We start from the raw sequence: 21944 nt of genomic DNA, 5'->3' as shown, positions 1-21944 counted from the left end.
GTATTTAACATACTAAATGTTGAGGGCCTATTCCCAGAAAGGAGTTTCTTATGAAACCGCTTAAAAAAACACTCCATCTTGCAGATACAAGAGGAAAAGCCGATCATGGTTGGCTCAAAGCAAAACATACCTTTTCGTTCTCAAACTATCATGACCCTTCTCGCATCCATTTTGGTGCCTTGCGAGTGCTAAACGATGACTATATCGCAGGAGGAATGGGCTTTGGAATGCACCCACACGATAATATGGAAATCATTACGATTCCGACTAGTGGGGTAGTGGCACACAAAGATAGCTTTGGTAATTATGGAACTATAACGGCGGGCGAAATTCAAGTAATGAGTGCCGGAACAGGTATTTATCATTCAGAGTTCAACCATAAACAAAACGAGCCTTTGACTTTATTTCAAATTTGGTTATTTCCAAACGAAGAAAATGTCAAACCTCGATATGCTCAGCAATCTTTTGATGTAGCGGCTCGTCACAATCGTTTCCAAACGGTAGTTACACCAGCCGACGACCAACAGGAAGATGCTCTTTGGATTTACCAAGATGCTTATTTTAGCATTGGTAATTTTGAAGCAGGGCAGGATTTTTCCTATCAAATTAAGCGCCCAGGCAATGGCTTATATGTATTTGTGATAGAAGGAGAAGTGCAAGTTGCCGAGGAAAATTTGAAGTCAAGAGATGGATTGGGATTGGAAAATCTCCAAGAAGCACATTTCAAAACCACTAGCGGTGTAGAACTGTTGTTGATGGAAGTACCACAATAGCTTACGGCTCTGAGCTGTTAGCTTTTAGTTAAATTTTTTATCCATTCATGGATTTGTGATAAAGTAAAAAGCCTTAGTATTTTGATATACTAAGGCTTTTTTGTTTTACTATTGTTTTATCTTAAAATACTAACCATTTTTCTTGTGCTCTCATCACCTGTTCTATGATATCTCTCACTGCTCCACGACCTCCATTATGAGGTGAAGCATATTGAGAAACACCTAGAATTTCTTCACAAGCGTCTGCTGGGCAGGTAGCATATAGATTTTCCCTTGACATTACCTGATAATCGGGAATATCATCGCCCATATATAAAATTTCATCCTCCGAAATACCAGAATCTTCCAGCCATTGTGTGTAAATTTCTAACTTACTTTTTCCTCCCGAACCCATGAATACATCTTGGATTTTGAGATTTTGTAATCTTTTACGCACACCCTCGTGTTTTCCACCTGTAATCACACAGATATGATATCCTGCCTGAATGGCTCTTTCCAAAGCATAGCCATCACGGATATAAAAAGTACGGTAATGTTCTCCTGTTTCTAGCACATGAACAGACCCATCGGTCATCACACCATCTATGTCGAATACGAATGTGGTTATTTTTTGTAATTTTTGAGCGTCAATCATATCGTATTTTTATCAATAATATCTTCAGTAATACTTTCGTAAATTTTTTTATAACCAGTATGGTCTTTTAAAGCCCCTATTTGTCGCTGTATAATTTTCTGGTCATTTCGTCTTGCAGGACCTGTTTGCACGGCAAAGATATCTTCCGATTCTAAAGCTTTTCTCAAGGTTTCTTTGATAAGAGGTTCTAATAATTTAAACTCCAAATCATTCTTTTTCATCAAATCCTGCGCAATTCCCCAGAGGTGATTCGTAAAATTACAAGCGTAAACGGCAGCTAAATGTATCCTCTTTCTTTCCTCTGAATTTACAGCATAAGTAACGTCAGAAATGGACTGTGCGAGAGTTATCAACAAGTTTTCCACATCTAAATTGCTGGATTCCAGACATATAGGAATTTCAGAAAAATTCACGTGGAACATTTTTGTAAAAGTTTGTAAAGGATAGAACACTCCTGTACGTATAGTCTCATCCAAATATACGTCTACCAACTCTTGCAATTCGTTGAGTGTTTTTGAGCCAGAAGTATGTACCAAAATAGCACCAGATGGAAGTGATAAATTACGAATAACTTCCTCCATTGCATCATCTGATACACAAAGGAAGAATATCTCAGAATTAGAATCCAAAAAATCTAAACCTCGATGTACTTGCGCATTGTACAATTGTTGCGTAAGTGCACGAGCGTTAGAAGGATTTCGACTATAAACCGTCTCAATATCGTAATTAGCGGTTTCGAGTGCTTGAGAAAGATGCCAAGCAACATTGCCAGCTCCAATGAATGATATTTTCACCTGCTTGTAAAGAATAAATGATTAACTGTATCTAACAAAGATAAGGCTATTCAATAGAATTTTATGATAAATAAGTTATGGAACGGTACTTTATCGATTTAAATACTATTCAGTGGTCACTGCGAAAGGATCAACTGAAAAATTAAAGAAGTTGCTGCATCGGTATTTTGGCCTCAGTATAAATTACATTTTCAGAAAATACTTTAGCAAAGTGCTTGAAAGGAATATTTTGGCAAAACTCAAAGCAGATAGAAAAGCTTATAAAAGAGAAAAGAGAGTAACCATTGCTGATTACTCTCTTTAGAAGTGGTACCGGGGACGAGTATCAAACACAAATATACAAACACCTCAATATCAATTAATTATAAATTTTATTTTATCAAAAATCAAAAAAAAGGGACGAAAAAGGGACGTTTTTGTCAAAAAAACATACTTTTGTTAGTGCAAATAACAACCTAATAAAAGTATAAAATGGGAAGGAATGATAAATTTTTTAATGTCAAGATTAGAGAGAAACTTTTAAAGAATGGGAGGGTTAGTTTGTTTCTTGATTGGCACGACGGGAAGGGAAAACGAAAAAAAGAGTACACTGGTCTTTACAAATTTGTAGAACCTTCAAACCGATTTGAAAAGGAGCATAATAAAGAGATTGCTGTCCAGATTGAAGTATTAAGAGCCGAAAGGACTAGACAGTTTTTTAGTGGAGATATTGACGCTGCCTTGGAAAAGAGAAAATTGAAGAATCAAGATTTTGTTGAATACTTCTCGAACTATGTCGATAACTACAAACAGAAAGATATTAAAGTGATGCGAGCAGCCTTGAATCACTTTATCAAGTTCTGTCCTCCTCCTCTGAGCGCCAAAGATGTTGATGAAAAACTATGCAGGGATTTCAAGGACTATCTAAAAGAGCAACTCAACAGGGAGAGCCAAAGCAGCTACTTTGCAAGATTCAAGAAAGTATTGGCTGAAGCCGTTCGGGAAAAAGTATTTACAGTTAGTCCGGCGATAAATATCAAGAATACGCAGAAGTCCCAAAGTATCCCCAAAGATATTCTTACGATTGAAGACATTCAAAAGCTGGCCAGTGCGGAGTGCGGCAATTTGGAAGTAAAGAGAGCGTTTCTTTTTGCTTGTTACACTGGTTTACGTTTCTGTGATGTGGAGGCTTTAAAATGGAAAAATATAAAGGGATCAACAATGATAGTTAGTCAACTGAAGACTGAACGACAGGTTTCAGTAAATCTAAATCAAGTGGCACAACAATTACTTGGGGAATCAAATAAAGCGGAGGAAAATGTATTTCGTTTACCATCATCCACGGGAACAAATAAAGTAATCGGGAATTGGGTTAAAAGAGCTGGAATAGACAAGCATATCACTTTTCATTGTGCAAGGCACTCATTTGGGACTAACTTAATGATGTACGACGGCAATATAAGCACCGTTGCCAGCCTTTTAGGGCATACATCATGGAAGCATACCCAAAAGTATGTAAGAGCCGTAGAGTCACTCAAAGAGGAGGCGGTAAACAAGCTTCCAAGTCTAAACCTAGATATTTAAAAAGATGGAGGATTTCGATATAAATGATTTAATAAGAAAGGTATTAAACGAAGAAGTGGTAAGAGAAAACCTTAAAAAGGTTTACCTAGAACTCGGTAGAGATGATAAACTATTTGATAAATATATGGATGAATGGTTTTATAAAGAATCAGAGATTGCCATTGATGATATTTTTCGGGGGTTGGCAGGTATGACATACGACTATATTCCGGGTGCAAGATTTAAGATCATTCAAGATGATGAAAGTTTACTAACGTATAAAGTCGCCTCGCTTATTTTGAAATGGATGAATCGAATATCTAGGGAGCTTGGGATGGAAAATTCAATAGAGTACGCTTATAGGATGGCGTATCGGCGTAATTGTAGATTGTTGAACTTTGAGCCAGAATTTAGATTTTCACCAATAAAAGATTTATTGGTGAAAAAACAGCAAGAACCCGAGTTTGTAGGAAAGGAACGACGAGCGCAAATACAATCCGTATCAAATTGTTCTATTGAGTGGCTAGGGAATGAGGAGGAAATAGAGGAGCTTTTCAATGAGATGAAAGCTAAAGGGTTTATTCACAGTCTAACACCATTTGAAGACTTTTGCACTGTTTTTGGAGGGATTCCCCTAGATTCTGTGCACCCTATACGCTGGGGGAGTGATACAATTACAGAACTATTGTATTTTATTCAATGCTTCAGCAATGCTAATTTAATCAATGCAAAGAGGGGGAATAGGTATAATTACGAGCTGATAAAATTCTGTTTTAAAAGATTTGACGGAGCGGAGTTTGTTGGTAGCTACAAGAATTTAATGCAAAGTGCTGAAACCAGCTTGGGCATTGAAAGAGTGAATAGGATAAATGAATTAGCAGAAATGTTTAAATGACCAGGAGTGAAAGCCTCCACTAAACTAATGGTAGAAATGTCTAGTACAAAAACTGACGACATTCTCAATCAGGCTAAGGAGCTAATTGAGAATGCAAAAAACTTCCTTATTTCGGAGGGCAGAGTAGTTGAGCTGAGTGACTGGCTAACGATAAAAAACTATTGTAAAAAATACGGAATCGCTGACGAATCTCTCGTTACAAATTGGATTCGTCGAGGAGTCATTAAAGAGGAAGACATTAGGGTATTCCCTGAGTTTAACAATATTAGACTTGTCAGGGATAAAAAATATAAATAGACTGTAAAGTTTATTTGTTTGTGTAGTGCAAAAACACTTCGTTGCGTTCGTTCAATGAAGTGTTTTTTAGAAAAAATTGAAAAGTAAATCTCATTTTGTTCACAAACCTAAAAGGCAACGACGCCCCAACTACCATGATACAAAAGATTATTTCAGATTTCTTGACAGTAGATAACTTAGACACCGAGGCAGTTGATAGGGCCACGAAAGCGATCGTGGACTACATGGATGGTGCCAGCGATTCAGAAAAAGAACTATTACAAGATGCCATCAAAACAAAGGTAAAAACGATAACTACGCAAGCAAGAACATTGATTCAAGAAAGTAAAAGTTATTAAAGCTGTTCATACGCTTTATGTTGTTTGTTAACAAAGTCCGTTAGGTCTCCTTTCGGGCTTTTTTTGTTTCACTCTCCCTAGTGGAGAATGACATGATAAGGGTAATTATACTTCACTCGTACCCAACTAAGAGTGAAATGATAATTATACTTCACTTTACATTCACCTATACTAATCTCGAAAGGTAAACTTTCTGTTTGAGAATAAGAGCACACCTTTGTATCATTAAGTTAAACATTAAAACCTTGATACAATGGACAACACAGTAATTGAACAAAGATTGGAGCGAATAGAAAGGGCTCTATTAGGTCAAAAGGATGTACTCACATTTGAGGAGTTTTGTGAGTACGTTGGTATATCAAAATCCTACGGGTACAAACTTACAGCGAGAAGGGTCGTGCCATACTACAATCCAAACGGCAAGATTATTTACTTTAAGAAAGAGGAGGTTGATAAATGGTTGCTATCAAACAAGAAAAAGGCAACTTACGAACTCTCAGAGGGATTAAGAAAGAAAGTGGGAGCGCTAAAATAATATAGCTAATAATCTCCCAACAAATCAGGCAAAATCAAATCAAATTTAGGGCTTTTACTATTCGTAACTAAAACTTAGTTGCATGGATTAGTATTGCTTAAAAAGTAATTCCTCCTTGTAATTGGTGGTTGAGGAGGCTTTAAAAGAACATTCATATTATGAATAAAGGTAAAGAGAATCAGCGTTTTGATTGTGATATATTCACTGACAAAGAAGCTATAAAATTACTAAAAAAGGCTATTAAAGCTAAGAATCAGAGTAATTACCCTAATATTCCGGAGTACGCTGTACCAGAGCCTAGATACGAGGATAAAACGGCAAATGGACTTACAAAATGTATAGTTGATTTCCTTAACAATACTGAAGGCTGTCAAGCAGAGCGTATAAGTAGTGAGGGTAGAGTAATTGATACCCGGAAGACTGTTACAAATACCGTTGGGGTAATTAAAACTATAGGCAGCATAAAAAGGGTTAAATCCTCCTCGCAGGTCGGTACGGCTGATATTTCTGCTACAATGTGGGGGCAATCGGTCAAGATTGAGGTCAAAATAGGAGCAGATAGGCAAAGCGAAGCGCAAAAGTTATATCAAGCTAGCATTGAGAAGGCAGGGGGTATCTATCTGTTAATCAAGAGCTTTGGGGAATTTTTCAACTGGTACATACATTTTAAATGATAGTGCTATGAAAAAAAAAGATGTGTACATCACGTTTCCTATTGAGTATGTTAAAGGGGTGGTGGCTGGAGAGGTTAGGGTTGATATTATGGCTAGTAATGCTATAAAGTTCGGCGCTCAAAAGTTCGTTAAGGATAGATTTCAAGCATCTTTTCAACATGCTATCAATGAGTTAGGGATAAACTATGATAACGTTCCACGTGCGGCACGAGAAGCTGAGAAATTATACGATGATTGGTTGTTGTCAGGTGATAGCGTACTGTGTAGTTGTAAAGTGGGTATGCTCAAAGAGTATATTTTTTCAGAAAAAGGAGATTTTGATACTATAGTCTTTTGCGCATTCTTAGCAATTAAAAGCATGTTGGGCACAAACCCATACGGAAAGTACACCGATGATTATCTAATTGCTAGGCTATTCGGATATTCGACATGCTCGAAGTACCTAGATAGTAATGCTTCAGAGGCAGAGAAAGAAGCCCGCAAAAAGCTATCAGGGCGTTATCAATTAACTAAGATAAAAAACGAGCTGAGGGTAAATTGGGGACTTGTCTATTACGCAAAAAAAACTCGAGGATTCTATATTTCTTTTAGCATGAAGTATGAAGCATTGATTTTTATAGCTGAGAAGCAAAGGCAGTCCTATAAAGCCAAAGAATTGAAAAGAATTGAAGAGGAGGCACGAAGTAGAGCCGCTTATAAATTGAGCCGAAAATAAGCGTGCACAGCGTATGCACCTATAATAAGAGCGTATGCACAAAGTATGCACCTATAATAAGTGAGTGTGCACAGAATATGCACCTATAGTAAGGATATTTAGCAGAGTTTCAACAATGATTGTGCAATGATTCAGCACAAAGTATGCACCTATAGAAATATCTTTTAGAAATATCTCTTAATAATATCTTTAAATAATATCTATTAGAGCTGAATTTTTGATTTTTTTTTGATTTTGGTAAAAATCCCAATGCCTTAAAACTCAAATGCCTTTTTGGCTCCGCAAACTAGGGGGGGCGGACGCTGGTCGGCTTGTTGTTGATAAGTGGACAATCTTGTTTTTGGCTTAATTCCTTGTGATTCTAGGGCTTTTGTATGTCTTTCGGTACGATTGTGTGTTTGGGTTGTTTTTCGTGTCTTAAATGTGCATTTATAAGGCTTCAGATATTTGGACTAAACTAGCAACAAAAAAGCAGTGTGTGGAAATCGCACAGTGGTCGAATCACAAGAAGGACAAAAAGGTGTCCATATTCATCTAAAAATCAACAACTTAACAAAATTGTTGCACTGTAAAATGATAAATATTCAAGTATGTAGATGAATTTAAGAATGACGCTCTATGATTTTGTTTACAATGTCATCGTAAATAAAATCCCTGATTTCTTCCTGAGTTTTCAAGCCTAAAACTCGATAGATAAATTTTCTTATCGTTTTCATGAGATAAATGTTTTGATAGTTAAAAAATCACCTGTCCCAATTCCCTTAAGACAGTTAAAATAGACACCCCTCGGTGAGGGTATTCAATCAAATGAAAGGGGAAAACTAAAGCCTCCTCGAATTTTAGTTTTGCATTTTGGAAAACTATTATTAGGTTTGTTACGCATAATTATTCTCAACGGGCGGATAAAACCGTTCAATATTTGTCGGTTTTTTTTTATGTCTAATCTAATCTGATTTGACTGTGAGCGGCTATGCTTATCAATAAGGGTCAGTGCTGTTGATTCCGATAAATGTTTAAAGACATTTGCCCGTGAGAAGGTTATGCAGTCGGAATCGCAGCACTGACTTTTATTATGTTGCGAAGTCATAAATTCTCACAAAAATGAAAAATTCACAACAAATTGTCCTCATGTTGGACGAAACTCCACTCCAAGTAGAATTACCTCCATTTTTTGCTGATTACACTATCAGGCTGAAAGACTACGTAGAACTAAAACGTAGCTTTGGCGATATGTTCGATGCCTACGTCCGTTCTGATTCGTACAAAAGCCGGGATTGGAACGGCGAACATGCACCTGACCTTTTCATGTACTTCAACGAGCTACTCGATAATCTTTTCATTGCTCAGCAATCACGCCCGAATACTAGCATAACTATTGGCAATAATTAAAGAGGTTCGCCATTATGACGATCGGTGTGCCACTTAAAACCGCTTAGAATTTCATCATACTTTTGATATACTTTTTTGTATCAAATTTGTATCAAAATGATACTTTTCTGGGACTTTTTTGTGCCATTTGCACCAATAAATAGATAAAAATCTACATAAATTATAAATTTCAGTATTTATAACTGAAAAAGCAACAGTATAAAGAAAATGAAAATAGTAGCAAATACCGTAGTAAGATACTATAGATTTAGAAAACAGAGAGGCAAAAAGCAGTCAGACAAGGAAAGTATTTACATCCGAGCGTACTGCAATGGTGAACTTGTAGAACTTGGAACTACAGGAATCAAAATAGACACAAAAACAGAGTGGAATTATCAGAAAAATTGTATTGAAAACATAGACAATAACCCTGACTTGCGGGCTTATTCTGAGAAGCTTGAAGCGATTAAGATAATGTTGAATGAGATAGTTGAGTACCACAATAAGGAGGGGATTTATTTAGATGGTCGAACTTTGAAATATGCGTATGATAGAGCTTTGAGGAATGGGGTAAATTTCACAAACAAGTACAATTGCTCTATTATTAGGCTGTATAGTGAGTTTATAGAGGAGGAGGCATTGAAGCCCGAAAAGGATAAAAGTAGATTGGCATATAACACACTGAGAGACTACAAGTACAAATTATTAAGGCTTCAGAGGTATGTAGAAGAAACAAAAGTACCCGTAACTATCAATCACATAGATAGGGCTTGGATTAAGCAGTATAAAAATTGGTTAATGAAATTGCCAGATAGTTCGGTGTCATCCGTAAATAAACATATCATGAGGTTAAAGGTTGTGCTTAGAAAAGCCGTGGAGGATGGCGAAATAATAGAAAGCCCAATAGAAAATATCAGAACCCCTAAATATTATGAGTTCGATTTGACTCATTTAACAATGGATCAGGTTAAACATATTTATCGTTTCGAATATAGCAGCCTAAGTTTTAGAAAAGTAATTGATATGTACGCTTTTTCGTGTGCCACTGGTATTTCCTACACTGATATTCTAAACTTGCGAGATTCCAGCATAGATTATGATGCAAGATGTATAAAGGGTGTAAGGCAAAAGACTAAAACTAAGTTTACGGCACCGCTCACAGATATTGCCGCTGAGATAATAGTAAAATATGGTGGAAGTATCGAGAATATTCCCCGGGTATCTAACCAAAAGTGTAACAAATATCTCAAAGGAGCGCTCTTAGAGGCTGGAATACCTGAGCCAAAGAGATACACATTCCATTCGGGACGGAAAACATTTGTAACATATTGCTTGAATAGACCGAAAAACCCGGTGCCTCCTCATGATTTGATTAAGATGGTAGGACATTCTAAAATAGACGAGCTGAGGCAGTACGGCACAATAGAAGAATCACTGGCAATACAGAGGTTTTTCGCTTAGTCATAGAACGCTATAAACGAAACACTTACACTATAGGTTTATCTTATACAAAATCAACCCAAATAGACAAAAACTATAAGACATATCTAAACGTAGATTTCAGAGGGACGATTGAGGGACGAAATAAAGGCAAAAAAGGGACAATCAAAAGTTAGTAAAAACAAAAAAAGAAGCGTAAAAACCATCAAATTAGGTCTTTACGCTTCTTTTTATTTGCCCTTTTTAGCAAATTTCAGGGTATCTAGTACCGGGGACGGGAATCGAACCCGTACGAGCGTTGCGGCTCACAGGATTTTAAGTCCTGCGTGTCTACCAGTTCCACCACCCTGGCTTCAGTCAATTTACACTGACCTACTAAACTTAAAAAGCACCAGATTGGTGCTTTAAAGTGGAGCGAAAGACGGGGTTCGAACCCGCGACCTCAACCTTGGCAAGGTTGCGCTCTACCAGCTGAGCTACTTTCGCATTTTCTTTTTGTTATCAGCGTTACTTTGTCGCTGAATTGTGATGCAAAATTAGGGGGTATAATTTTACTATGCAAGTGTTTGATGAAAAAAAATTTAACTTTTTTTTAAATTATTTGGTAATGTTTCCGTAATTTACTGATTATCATTTTCTTGTAAAATCACTAATTTGTTAACTTTTTTTCAAAAAAATCAAGATAAAAAAGGCATTTAAGCAATTTCCACCCAAAAAATTCAAAATCATGGTATTTTTGAAGTTTGCAAATGCTTCATTTTTCAAAACTTTCATGAACCAGAAGTTGAAAAAAAGTAAAACTGGAGACAAAATCAGTAAATAAATAAGAAAAATAGGAAGTCCAAAAATCATTTTTCCCACAAAAAAGAAATAAAAGCCAATCGTAACTAAGGAAAAAATCCCTGCCGTAAATAAAAATGTTCCTCTAATTCCTAAAAGTCTGCTTATCGTCAAATCTCCGCGTTTTGCGTCTTCTTCATGCTGATACACTTGTGTCATCGGATAAAACCCTAAAAGATTACAAGTACTCAATACTGCTGGCAAAAGGTTATCTGAAGAAAATAATTCTGACCAAGTCAATTGCCCGACGGATTGCAATACTAATAAATAAGTAAATCCTCCTTGAAAGACACCGACTGTCAACCAACTAATTATTGGATATTTTTTCAAACGAACTTTATCATAAGAATAAGCTTTGGAGACTGTGCTGTACAACAACAAGCCCAGTGCTAAAATCCAAGAATCGAAAACCCAAGCTAAAATAATGGCTGCAATATCAAGGCTCCAAGCGGTATAATACAAGCCCTTGGTTACTGGCGGGGGATTTTCTAATCCACCAATAGAGGACTCGTCTTTATCATAAAAACTATTGTAAGCGTTGGAGGCAGGGTATATCAATAAATGTAAGAGAATAAAGACTAAAACAGCTTTATCAGTATGTAGAGTAGATGATTGGCTAAGGGCAAACCAATACACTGGCATCAAAAAAAACGAGAAAGGAATCCTCAAATGTAGTAAAGTACTTTTCATGAGTTTGAAGGTTAAATAATTGTATATTGAACCTGTCTCGTTGAGACAGATTCAATCTTAGAGATTCAAAACCTTCATACTCAAAATCAAGGAATGACCTTTTTCCAAAGCTGACGGCTATAGTAACGAGTAAAACTCCAACCTTTACGCTGTAATTCCATAGGCAAATACGCAAAGGATTCCTTCACAGAGCGAGAATCATAAAACAAATCATCGTCGGTCAGTACAACACCTTGGTATTGCTGCGAAGATTTAATTGTCAAATCCGCAAAAGGAAGTTCTTTTACAAACGAAACAACTTTCTTGCTTAATTGTTCTTTTAACAGCCATTCTGCCCAATAGTTTTTTGAAATATGAGGCTGAGGTGAATATATTCCTTCCGAAACTCGACGAGCATATTCTAAATACTGTTTTAATAATTTTGGACCTTCGTGTGTGGCGTCCTCTACTTTGAGTTGCTCAGGGGCAATACTCGTGATTACATATACACGCTCTCTGGCGCGTGTTACGGCAACGTTTAAGCGATTTTCCCCTCCAGCCATATTCAACGCACCAAAGTTCATCGTAAAACGCCCTGAAGCATCGGGAGCATAGCCTACCGAGAAAATAATAATATCTCTTTCGTCTCCTTGAACATTTTCTATGTTCTTGACAAAAATAGGCTCTTGTCCATTTTTAGTTGATTTCTCCTGAGCATGTAAATGCTGTTCCAACAAATCCTGAATATAAACCTGCTGACGATAGTTGAAAGTTACGATTCCGATGGATTTATCAGGTGTATTTGCCCGTAATTCTTTTACCAAGGTCAAAATAACATCACCTTCAACGGCATTGCAATGATTATTCCAAATACCATCTGAAACTTGAATATACTCAATAGAGGCATCTCCATCGTTCATATCCTCAAATCGCGGTAAAAGCTGAAGAGAATTGTTATAAAAATGTTGATTAGAGAAATCGATCAAATCTAGCGAACGGCTTCGATAATGCCCACGTAACTGCATTTGAGGCAAAAATTGACATCCTAAATCTAGGAACGAATCTACTTCTAAAGCAGGAATGTCTTCGAGGTCGTCTTCAAAACGAATGCGATACAAATCGGAGGGTTGTAATTGCTTAGAATCTCCAGCAATGACTGTTTGTTTTCCTCTAAAAATTGAAGGGATTCCTTGCTCAGCGTAACATTGGGAAGCTTCATCAAAAATGACTAAATCAAAGATAACAGGGTGAAATCCTGTAGAATTTTTCTCCGAAATAGCCAAATTATGAGTCGTCAAAGGAAATATTGCCGAAACAGTCTCAGGTGAAGCCAGCCAACAAGGAATCAGATTGAATACTTCATCTGAAAGTTCTGCAATAAGTTTTCGGATAGACCAAATCTTACGTTTTTTCGAAACCTGATGCTTTAAATCACGATACGTAGTAACATTTTGAAGCCTATTGACTTCTAGAGATTGATAGGTTTTCTCACGAAGTTTGAGTTGCAAAATCTCTTTACTAAGCTGTTGCTTCTGTTCGATAGCTTTTTGCAAATCTTCTTCTAGCTGTTGTAATTTGAGAGTACTAGCACCACGCAGAATAGGATAACGCTGCTCTATGGCTTCAATCCAAGCTAGTTTTAAATTATTAGTGAATAGTTCGATAGGCGAATCTTCAAGATCAGCTTCTCTTTCTAGCAATCTAATTAAATCCATTTCTCTGGTAGAAAAGGAGCGATGGATTTCATCTGCTTCGAGCATCAAATCAAAGTGTTCATCAAGATAAGTAATAATATCCCTTGCCTCTGAAGCTTTGATATTTGCCAACATTTCTAACTGAGAATCCGCAAGATAAGGTTGTGAATAGACATACGCCTCTGAGTAACCCTCAAGTGCTGCGTGTATGTCTTCTAAAAGGTTTTTTACTGAATCATAATCGAATGACGAAATATCTAATAACAAACTTAAGTGCGTTTCTTGCCAAATCATATCTGCTTGAATCGCCTTGTGCATCATCTCAAAATGGCGTTCAAACCACCGAAAGCCTTTTCCTAACCAGATAGGACGTTCTGTAGAAGCATTTCCCTGAGATTTTACCCAAAATAAATGACCAAACTCTGTCCACCATTGCTCAAGTTGAATACGGTTTTGAATGCGCATTTGTAAGCGTCTCAAATCATCGGCAGACATCGTCAGCCCATTGGCTATGACCACGTCTTGTATATCCTTTTTTTGTTTAGAAAAGAGCGACCAAACCATTCCTCCGATAGCATTTGATTTGGCATCGAGTGCCTCAATTAGCTTATGTAAAAATGGTTTTAATGCTGAGGAATCCAACGTAATTTCAATACCTTCTGCACCAAATATTGCTTTAATTTGCTCAAAAAGTTGTGAAAACTCTAAGGCTCTAAGTGAGTATTTTTGTTGTTTTCGATACTTTAGTGCATCAAAATAGCTACCTGAGGTCAAAATAGCGCTAATACTTTTCAGTTCATCCTTTTCTTGAATAAGATTGAGCAAATCATCATATTGAATTTTTGACTCTAATAGGCTTTCTAATTCTTGAAAGGCGCTTTGTGTAGCTTTATAGGTCTTGGAAAAAAGTTCTTGCCAGTGTTTTACATCCGAAAATGTCAGACTATTGAATCGCTTTCTTTTATTCCAAAAATTTTTCCCAATCGAATCGTGGCGAAATAAACGGGTATATTGACAATATTTTTGAAAACGTGTCAAAAAATCGTCCAACTGATCAAAACGGTAGTCTTGGTAGAAATTGCTCAAATCGATATAAGAAACATCAGTCGAACTAGTGAGATATAATTCTTTGACCGAAACTCCACATAACGAGGTATCAAACAATGCCATTTTGAAAGAATCCAATTCTTCGACAATTTTGTCAATCCGACGAGATTCTTGATCAAAACTGCGCTCCAAAAAGATACTATCTAAACTATAATTATGCTTTTTATAGGCGTCTATTTGCTCTACTTGGTACAAAATTTGACTGTACAGTGCTTTTCTATCATTCTTAAAATCGTGAACACTTCCTACAAATTGTTCCATCCCAATTTGGCGCAAACGTTCATAAACTACATCGAGGGCTGCTCGTTTCTGCGACACAACCAAAACCGATTTGCCACGTGCGGTAAAGTCAGCAACCAAGTTGCATATCAACTGTGACTTGCCTGTGCCTGGAGGACCTTGCACCACAAGCGATTTCCCAATCTTTACTTCCCGAATAATTTCTTCCTGTGAAGCATCAATCGCCAATGGTGTTAATAGCTTCTCTTCTCGGATTTTAGTGGGCTGAATCATGCTTAAGCTTGGGTGTAGCCACTGTGCCTCACCTTCACGGAATAATCCAGTAATATTGTTTTGGGATTCTTCTATCAAAAAATCATAATCAGGCACTAAAAACGAACCTGCTTGAGGGAATATTCCAAGTACTGCTTGAGGATATAATTTTAGTTCTCCATTCTTTTCAATTTGCTCTAAATCAGCCTTTGTACTTTTTTCAAAATACTGTAATTGGTTAGTAAAAAGCTCTTGATTAAAATTCACATTTAAAGGCGAAACTTTCAGTAATTCATAGAGTTGTGTTCTAAACTCAAGCGATGTTTTTGAAAAATCTTCAAAGGTATATTCTAAAAAATTATCAAAAATTTTAATCTCGTTAAAGTGAGAATATGCCAACAAAAAACTACGGTTAAAAGTCACAGGCTCTTCTCGGCGCTGTAAGTGCCACTTAATCCCAGAACCAGTATCGGTACTCGAATTGAGCGACAAACGCTGGGCTTTTTGTGTAAGTGTAACTGGGAAAAATAATAATGGACAGCGTACCACAGTACCGTCCATCAGCTTACCTTTTATCATCGGATAGCCGACGTATAAATCTTTAGCTCCTCGCTCTTCTTCAATAAATTTTTCGGTACGGGAAATCTTCTTCAGTCTTTTACTTACCTCATTAACTTTTACATTTCGAGGGTCGAGCGTATCACAAAGAGAAATAGCATTTTTCTGAGCTATAAGTTGCTCAATCAACATAAACGAGGGTTGATTATGTAAAAAATCAAGTTCGTGTAAGTCTATAAACTGCTCAGTGGGGAGATTTAATAATAGCAAAGACTTATTCTTGGCGCTTAGGTTGGTCAAGCGTTTTGCATAAGCTTTGAGTATGGTTTGTAAGGAATAATCTATCACGTACAAAATATTTTTAAAGAGTCGTACGACTCCGAAAATTCAAATGAATAATTAACAGGAAAAGATAGGCAATGGTAAACTTTGCAAAGTACTATTTTTGTCAATAATCTAAGCTACAAGTTGTTACAAATATTTACTCGTTATACTGATAGCTTTTAAAGATTCGTAAAAGGGCAAAAAAACACAAAGATAAAGGAATTGACAACAAGCGAAGGATAAATATAAGTTTGGCCTTGATTTTGTTTAAAATTTAGTAAAATCTTAAATTGCCAAACATTTAGTCATACCAATATATACCACTTGTAATCTTCGAGCATATTAATAGCTCTATTTCTTTTCACTGTATTGATTTTCAGGTATTTTTGCGACTATTTTTACTTTAAATTTGACTCAATTATTGATTCATAGAAAATTGATTTAAAATGTATAACAACAAAAAAGTTATCGTTGTAATGCCAGCCTATAAGGCTTCGTTGACACTTGAACGAACATATCGTGAAATACCCTTCGACCTTGTCGATGAGGTAATTTTAGTAGATGACCACAGCCCTGACAATACCGTAGATGTAGCCAAATCACTGGGAATCAAACATGTGATTCGCCATGACAAAAACAAAGGTTACGGCGGAAATCAAAAAACATGTTATAACAAAGCTTTGGAATTGGGCGGTGACATTGTCATTATGTTACACCCTGACTATCAATATACGCCAATGTTGCTTACTGCTATGATTTCTATCATCGGTAATGAGCTATATCCAGTAGTATTTGGTTCACGTATCTTGGGCATGGGTGCACTCAAAGGAGGTATGCCTATGTACAAATACATTGCCAATAGATTTCTAACGTTTTTCCAAAACGTTTTGTTAGGTCAAAAGCTTTCTGAATATCATACAGGCTACCGTGCGTTCTCAAAAGAGGTTCTTGAAAAAGTACCATTTGAACGTTGCGACGACGATTTTGTATTTGATAACGAAATGATTGCGCAAATCTTTTGGCATGGGTTTGAGATTGCAGAAGTAACTTGTCCAACCAAATATTTTGAAGAGGCTTCTTCTATCAATTTTATGAGAAGCTCTAAATATGGACTTGGCGTGCTTCGTGTTTCTATATTGTACCGCTTAGCCAAGTGGGGTATCAAATGGAATATTTTAGGATAATGAAACATGCTATCATTATTGGTGCTACTGGCCTAGTCGGTAGCACACTTACTCAACAACTTCTCAAGGATGATTACTTCTCCAAAGTAACCCTACTAGTCCGCAAGCCTCTGACAATATCGCATCCTAAATTAGAACAAGTCATTTTTAATTTTGAGCATCCAGATACTAACAAAGTAAAAGGAGATGTGTTATTCTGTGCGATGGGGACAACTCTCAAGAAAGCAGGAAGCAAAGAAGCTCAATATCTGATTGATTGCGAATATCCTTATAGAGTTGGTCAAATAGCCAAATCAAATGAAATCGAAAGTTATATACTTGTATCGTCGATAGGAGCAGATGCCAATTCTTCTGGTTTTTATTTGAGAACCAAAGGTGAGTTAGAACAAAAACTTAGTGCATTAGGATTTGCCAAGCTCGTTTGTGTTCGCCCGTCATTGATTTTAGGAAATCGTGAAGAATTTCGTTTGGGTGAGAAATTGGGAGTAGTTTTAGATACGATTTTAAGTCCTCTCATGATTGGTCCATTAAAGAAATACCGAGGAGTTCATGTAGACAAAATAGTAAGGATGTTGATAAAAGCTTCTAAAGAAAGCTTTCCAAAGAAAACAACATTTATCGAATCTGATGCAATATATGGCTTATAAAGCAAAAAGGATGCTTGTTAAACAAGCATCCTTTTTTATGGGTAAAATCGTTATTAAGCTTCAGCAGGAATAACTTCTACGAAAGAACGACCTTTGAAACCTTTTTTGAATTGTACAGTACCACTAACCAAAGCAAACAAAGTATGGTCTTTACCGATACCTACGTTTTTGCCAGGATTGTGAGCAGTACCTCTCTGACGGATGATGATATTACCAGCAATAGCAGGTTGACCACCGTAGATTTTAACGCCTAAGCGTTTGCTATGTGACTCACGGCCGTTCTTCGAACTACCCGCACCTTTCTTGTGTGCCATTTTTTTGTAATGTTTTTACGTTAAGTTATGAATAATACGACCTAAACCAGAAGTCTTTCAACTAATAACTTAAGACTAAATTAGAATGTAATACCTTCGATTAAAACTTTAGTCAAGTCTTGACGGTGACCGTTTTGTTTTTGATAGCCTTTACGACGTTTCTTTTTGAAAACGATAACTTTTTCGCCACGAACGTGAGCCAAAATTTTACCTGATACAGTTGCACCTTCAACGATTGGAGCACCTACTTTAATATCTCCATCATTGTCAACAAGAAGAACCTTGTCGAAAACTAGTGCAGCGCCTTCCTCACCCGCCAAACGATGCGTGTAAAGGTAACGGTCTTTCTCAACTTTAAATTGCTGACCAGCGATTTCTACGATTGCGTACATTGTATTGTATTTTTAAACTAACTAGCTATAATTCAAGCAAATGGATTTAATGAAGCTAATTAGAGGGTTTGACAAATGCCATTTGCCCCTAAAAGGGATGCAAATTTAACAAGAGATTTTGAATTTTCGAAATCTTGTAACGACTTTTTTAGAAATATAATCAACTAACAATCAAAACTTTAGACTCTCAGGCATAAGTACTTGGCTTTTGTAGGTTATTTTACTTACGCATTCATTCAAAAATAGACCGTTTAGTAAATATTTTTTCAAGAATAGTACCTTTTTAAAAAGTCTTACGTTTAATAATAAAATCCTCAATCAAAAATGAACTAAGTCTTTTATTATTACGTATTTGCATTGTAATTAAAGCACAATTTACCTACTCTTTTTCACACATGTAGCACTTCTCATATCCATTCACAACCAGTCAGATTTTTCAATTCTGGTAATTATCTTGTAGTAATTATTTATTTGTCTGGCATTTTGTACTATTTTGTGCGCTCTTTAATACACTATCTAAAATGAAATCAGTCATTCATCATATCATCAAAAAAGCCTTTTTCGCCAAATCTTTATTCATTATCATTACTCTGTTGGCTACTATTGGCTCTATTAATGCTCAATCTGGATATAACATTGGGCAAACCGTTAGCGATTTTCAACTAAAAAATATTGATGGTCGCATGTTATCCTTGAGCGACAATCGCAATGTAAAAGGATATATCGTGGTATTTACTTGTAATCACTGTCCATTTTCGAAGGCTTACGATTCAAGAATTGTGGATTTGCATAGCAAGTTCGCTTCAAAAGGATATCCAGTCATTGCTATTAATCCAAATGACCCAAATGCTTACGAAGAAGATTCATTTGCTAACATGCGTCTGACAGCTCCAAGTAAAGGTTTTACGTTTCCGTATTTACAAGATGAAACCCAAGAAGTAGCCAAGGCTTTTGGTGCAACCAGAACACCTTCGTGCTTCGTACTCAAAAAAGAAGGAGATCGATTTACGGTACAATATATTGGAGCGATAGACGACAATATGCAAGACGCAAGTGCTGTGAACAAAAAGTTTGTAGAAGATGCCGTCAACAATCTATTGAGTGGACGCCCAGTAATGGTAAATAATACTAAAGCTGTTGGTTGTGCTATTAAATGGAAAGGGTTCTAATACAGCAATTTAGATATAAAAAAGAGGGCATGGCTTAGCGATGCCCTCTTTTTTGTATCTAACCAACGAGAAAATGTATATTTTTTTGAGTTTTATTCCCACAAAACCCAAAAAGTCCTATTATACATTGGGGATTTTATAAATAACTTTCACTAACTTTGTAAGCACAACAAACGTATTGGGAACAGGAAAGGATGGAATTTGAAGCTTTACCCGAAAGAAGAAAAGAACAGTTGATGGCGTTTAACCGCCTCTTAACAATTATGGATGAGTTAAGAGAGCAATGTCCTTGGGACAAAAAACAAACCATCGATTCATTGCGTCACTTGACGATTGAAGAAACCTACGAACTTTCGGATGCCATTATAGAAGGAGATTTGCCAGAAATCAAAAAAGAAATCGGCGATATTATGCTTCACATGGTGTTTTATTCAAAAATTGCTTCCGAAACCAACACTTTTGATATTGCTGACGTATTGAATGGTCTTTGTGAAAAACTGATTTTCCGTCATCCACATATTTATGGTGATGTAAAAGCTGAAACCGAGGAGCAAGTCAAGCAAAATTGGGAAGCACTCAAGATGAAAGAAGGTAACAAGTCTGTATTGGCTGGCGTACCAAAATCGCTTCCAGCCTTAGTAAAGGCTATGCGTATTCAAGAAAAGGCTCGTGGAGCTGGCTTCGATTGGGAAGAAAAAGAGCAGGTTTGGGAGAAAGTCGAAGAAGAAATGCAGGAATTCAAAGCTGAGTTTAATGTAGTTGAAAAATCAGCCATCGATACCGAAAAGGCCGAAGCTGAATTTGGAGATTTATTGTTTTCTCTAGTCAATTACGCAAGATTTGTCAATATCAATGTTGAATCAGCTTTAGAAAGAACTAATAAAAAGTTCATCAAACGATTCCAGCATATTGAATCAAGAGCAAAAGAACAAGGTAAAACCTTACAAGATATGACCCTAGCCGAGATGGATGTGTATTGGGAAGAGGCGAAAAGGCTGTAATTGAACGAACAACGTTCAAGTCAAAGATTCAAAATTTAATTTTGAGAGTGAAACCAGAAACCCGTTAGCTTGTAGCCTTCGGGTTTTTATTTTTTACAACGCACCAGAAATCTTAAAGACCCAAGCATATTCACTTGGATTGACATCAGGCGTAAGCGCAGGAGGCGTTATTGTCAAAGCATTTCCTTTTTTCTGAACTTTGATAGCTCCGTTGTATCCTAACATACTTACTGTCCCACCCGAAATGCCTTCAATAGTAACAGGCGTATTTTTCCATTGAGTCAATAGTACATATAAATCTTTATTTTTCTTGGTAAAGAAAACCTTAGTTTCTGGAGTAACCTTCGGTGATTTTTCCCATTTACGAGTACCATAAATAGCATCTCCGTTAATTTTCAACCATTTTCCCATATCTGCCAAACGTTGTTGCATAATCACAGGAATTCGTCCATCGGCTGTTGGACCAACATTTAGTAACAAGTTTCCTCCACGAGCTACTTTGTCAATAAGAATATCTATTAACTGCTTTGACGAGGAATAATCTTCTAAATTTTCATTTCTATTATAGCCAAAAGAAGAGCCAATACCTCTACACTCTTCCCAAGGATGGGCTATTTCCATACTGCTTGAATTAGCATCATGTACCAAGTCATATTCGGTAGTATAAATTCCTCCGTGTTTGCTACGGGTTTCTTTTCCCCAACGGTCATTTACTACCACCTCTGCTTTTGAAGGAGAGTCGTTATAGAGCCATGCCAAAAACTCCGTACTTTTCCACTTTTCGGAAGGATGATCCCATTCGCCATCAGTCCACAGAATATCTGGCGTATATCGCGTCACCAAATCTTTCATTTGCGGAATCATGTGCGAAGTCACATAAGTATCTACGTCTTTTTTGTACAAAGGATTAAACCATTCGTACAAAGAATAATAAAAACCCATGCGCAAGCCTTTGCCTTTCACAGCCTTTGTCAGATCACCAGCAATATCACGATGGGGATTCAAATCAACAGCATTCCAATTCCAAGCCTGCGCACTAGGCCAAAGCGTATATCCTTCATGATGCTTTGAAGTCAGCACGACATATTTGGCTCCAGCATTCTCAAAAATATTTGCCCAGTCGCTAGGGTCGTACATTTCACAAGTAAACCCTTTGGCAAAATCTTGATACTTAAAGTCTTTTCCAAATGCTTTTTCATGAAAGGCTAGGGTAGAGGGATATCCAGGTCTTTTAGCATTAGTCAAGGTTTGCCAATACCATTCTGAATATCGGTCGTAGATACCTACATTATTTTTGGCGGTTGGTCCCCAAGCGGGTACAGAGAAGAGTCCCCAATGGATAAATATTCCGAATTTGGCATCTTCAAACCAGTTAGGAATAGGACGAGAGTCTATGGACGCCCAATTGGCTTGGTATTGTTGGGCATTGGTTGTGAATAAACCTAATAGTCCACCACAAAGTGCTGTCAAACAAGTTTTTAAAAATTTTCTTTTCATAGAATGAGGAAATTGGTTTTATTCAGAAAAGTACAAAACACCTATTAATAC

Annotated in this window: 21 protein-coding genes and 2 tRNA genes; 14 read left to right on the top strand and 9 right to left on the bottom strand. The window is 36.7% G+C overall.

All coding sequences use genetic code 11. The annotated features are described in order from the left end of the window. The first annotated feature begins 50 nt into the window (after positions 1 to 50). Positions 51 to 773 (top strand): pirin family protein, encoded by a 723-nt coding sequence (locus QM481_RS08225; protein WP_283381386.1) that lies wholly within the window; start codon positions 51 to 53, stop codon positions 771 to 773. Between the two features lie 121 nt (positions 774 to 894). On the opposite strand, the gene QM481_RS08220 is transcribed toward QM481_RS08225, so the two are convergent. Further along, positions 895 to 1407: a KdsC family phosphatase gene (locus tag QM481_RS08220; RefSeq protein WP_283381385.1), complete on the bottom strand. Its 513-nt coding sequence runs from the start codon at positions 1405 to 1407 to the stop codon at positions 895 to 897. Continuing rightward, positions 1404 to 2201, bottom strand: a complete 798-nt coding sequence (locus QM481_RS08215) for a Rossmann-like and DUF2520 domain-containing protein (protein WP_283381384.1) — start codon at positions 2199 to 2201, stop codon at positions 1404 to 1406. Before QM481_RS08215 ends, QM481_RS08220 begins: the two co-directional genes overlap by 4 nt. Positions 2202 to 2672: 471 nt before the next feature. On the opposite strand from QM481_RS08215, the gene QM481_RS08210 reads away from it, so the two are divergent. From QM481_RS08210 to QM481_RS08170, 9 genes are all read left to right on the top strand, one after another. Further along, positions 2673 to 3764 carry a site-specific integrase gene (locus QM481_RS08210; protein WP_283381383.1) on the top strand — a complete coding sequence of 364 codons (1092 nt, stop codon included), beginning with the start codon at positions 2673 to 2675 and terminating at the stop codon, positions 3762 to 3764. Positions 3765 to 3768: 4 nt separating this feature from the next. Continuing rightward, positions 3769 to 4638: a hypothetical protein gene (locus QM481_RS08205; protein WP_283381382.1), complete on the top strand. Its 870-nt coding sequence runs from the start codon at positions 3769 to 3771 to the stop codon at positions 4636 to 4638. Between the two features lie 36 nt (positions 4639 to 4674). Beyond that, on the top strand, positions 4675 to 4935 hold the full coding sequence (locus QM481_RS08200) for a hypothetical protein (RefSeq protein ID WP_283381381.1): 261 nt from the start codon (positions 4675 to 4677) through the stop codon (positions 4933 to 4935). Between the two features lie 134 nt (positions 4936 to 5069). Further along, positions 5070 to 5273 (top strand): hypothetical protein, encoded by a 204-nt coding sequence (locus QM481_RS08195; RefSeq protein WP_283381380.1) that lies wholly within the window; start codon positions 5070 to 5072, stop codon positions 5271 to 5273. A 253-nt stretch (positions 5274 to 5526) separates the two neighbouring features. Continuing rightward, complete coding sequence (locus QM481_RS08190; protein WP_283381379.1) at positions 5527 to 5808, top strand: helix-turn-helix domain-containing protein; 282 nt, start codon at positions 5527 to 5529, stop codon at positions 5806 to 5808. Positions 5809 to 5966: 158 nt separating this feature from the next. Then, the gene (locus tag QM481_RS08185) at positions 5967 to 6482 is read left to right on the top strand and encodes a hypothetical protein (protein WP_283381378.1); all 516 of its coding nucleotides are present in this window, start codon (positions 5967 to 5969) and stop codon (positions 6480 to 6482) included. A gap of 7 nt (positions 6483 to 6489) precedes the next feature. After that, complete coding sequence (locus tag QM481_RS08180; protein WP_283381377.1) at positions 6490 to 7197, top strand: hypothetical protein; 708 nt, start codon at positions 6490 to 6492, stop codon at positions 7195 to 7197. A 1101-nt stretch (positions 7198 to 8298) separates the two neighbouring features. Beyond that, on the top strand, positions 8299 to 8586 hold the full coding sequence (locus QM481_RS08175; protein ID WP_283381376.1) for a hypothetical protein: 288 nt from the start codon (positions 8299 to 8301) through the stop codon (positions 8584 to 8586). Positions 8587 to 8793: 207 nt separating this feature from the next. Further along, positions 8794 to 10026, top strand: a complete 1233-nt coding sequence (locus QM481_RS08170; protein ID WP_283381375.1) for a tyrosine-type recombinase/integrase — start codon at positions 8794 to 8796, stop codon at positions 10024 to 10026. Between the two features lie 245 nt (positions 10027 to 10271). Here the strand turns inward: QM481_RS08170 and QM481_RS08165 are convergent. From QM481_RS08165 to QM481_RS08150, 4 genes are all read right to left on the bottom strand, one after another. Next, a tRNA-Leu gene (locus QM481_RS08165) sits at positions 10272 to 10357 on the bottom strand. 58 nt (positions 10358 to 10415) lie between these two features. Then, positions 10416 to 10491: transfer RNA gene (locus tag QM481_RS08160), tRNA-Gly, on the bottom strand. Between the two features lie 171 nt (positions 10492 to 10662). Further along, entirely contained in the window at positions 10663 to 11535 is an 873-nt protein-coding gene (locus QM481_RS08155; RefSeq protein WP_283381374.1) for a UbiA family prenyltransferase, read from the bottom strand. 86 nt (positions 11536 to 11621) lie between these two features. Then, a complete protein-coding gene (locus tag QM481_RS08150) occupies positions 11622 to 15713 on the bottom strand; it encodes an AAA domain-containing protein (RefSeq protein ID WP_283381373.1) in 4092 nt (1363 codons plus the stop codon). Between the two features lie 422 nt (positions 15714 to 16135). On the opposite strand from QM481_RS08150, the gene QM481_RS08145 reads away from it, so the two are divergent. After that, positions 16136 to 16873, top strand: a complete 738-nt coding sequence (locus QM481_RS08145; RefSeq protein ID WP_283381372.1) for a glycosyltransferase family 2 protein — start codon at positions 16136 to 16138, stop codon at positions 16871 to 16873. Next, a complete protein-coding gene (locus QM481_RS08140; protein ID WP_283381371.1) occupies positions 16873 to 17520 on the top strand; it encodes an NAD(P)H-binding protein in 648 nt (215 codons plus the stop codon). Before QM481_RS08145 ends, QM481_RS08140 begins: the two co-directional genes overlap by 1 nt. Positions 17521 to 17573: 53 nt before the next feature. On the opposite strand, the gene rpmA is transcribed toward QM481_RS08140, so the two are convergent. Continuing rightward, positions 17574 to 17834, bottom strand: coding sequence for a 50S ribosomal protein L27 (gene rpmA / locus QM481_RS08135; protein ID WP_095160939.1), 261 nt, complete (start codon positions 17832 to 17834; stop codon positions 17574 to 17576). 80 nt (positions 17835 to 17914) lie between these two features. Next, positions 17915 to 18226, bottom strand: a complete 312-nt coding sequence (gene rplU, locus QM481_RS08130; protein ID WP_095160938.1) for a 50S ribosomal protein L21 — start codon at positions 18224 to 18226, stop codon at positions 17915 to 17917. Positions 18227 to 18747: 521 nt separating this feature from the next. On the opposite strand from rplU, the gene QM481_RS08125 reads away from it, so the two are divergent. Further along, the gene (locus tag QM481_RS08125; RefSeq protein ID WP_283381370.1) at positions 18748 to 19395 is read left to right on the top strand and encodes a thioredoxin family protein; all 648 of its coding nucleotides are present in this window, start codon (positions 18748 to 18750) and stop codon (positions 19393 to 19395) included. 194 nt (positions 19396 to 19589) lie between these two features. Further along, positions 19590 to 20396 (top strand): nucleoside triphosphate pyrophosphohydrolase, encoded by an 807-nt coding sequence (mazG, locus tag QM481_RS08120; RefSeq protein WP_166550954.1) that lies wholly within the window; start codon positions 19590 to 19592, stop codon positions 20394 to 20396. 93 nt (positions 20397 to 20489) lie between these two features. Here mazG and QM481_RS08115 read toward each other — a convergent pair whose 3' ends face one another. After that, a complete protein-coding gene (locus QM481_RS08115) occupies positions 20490 to 21893 on the bottom strand; it encodes an alpha-L-fucosidase (RefSeq protein ID WP_283381369.1) in 1404 nt (467 codons plus the stop codon). Between the last annotated feature and the right edge of the window lie 51 nt (positions 21894 to 21944).

Source organism: Flectobacillus rivi (assembly GCF_030056655.1).
In the GTDB taxonomy this organism is placed as follows: Bacteria; Bacteroidota; Bacteroidia; order Cytophagales; family Spirosomataceae; genus Flectobacillus; species Flectobacillus rivi.
This window is presented reverse-complemented; position numbering and strand designations above follow the sequence as displayed.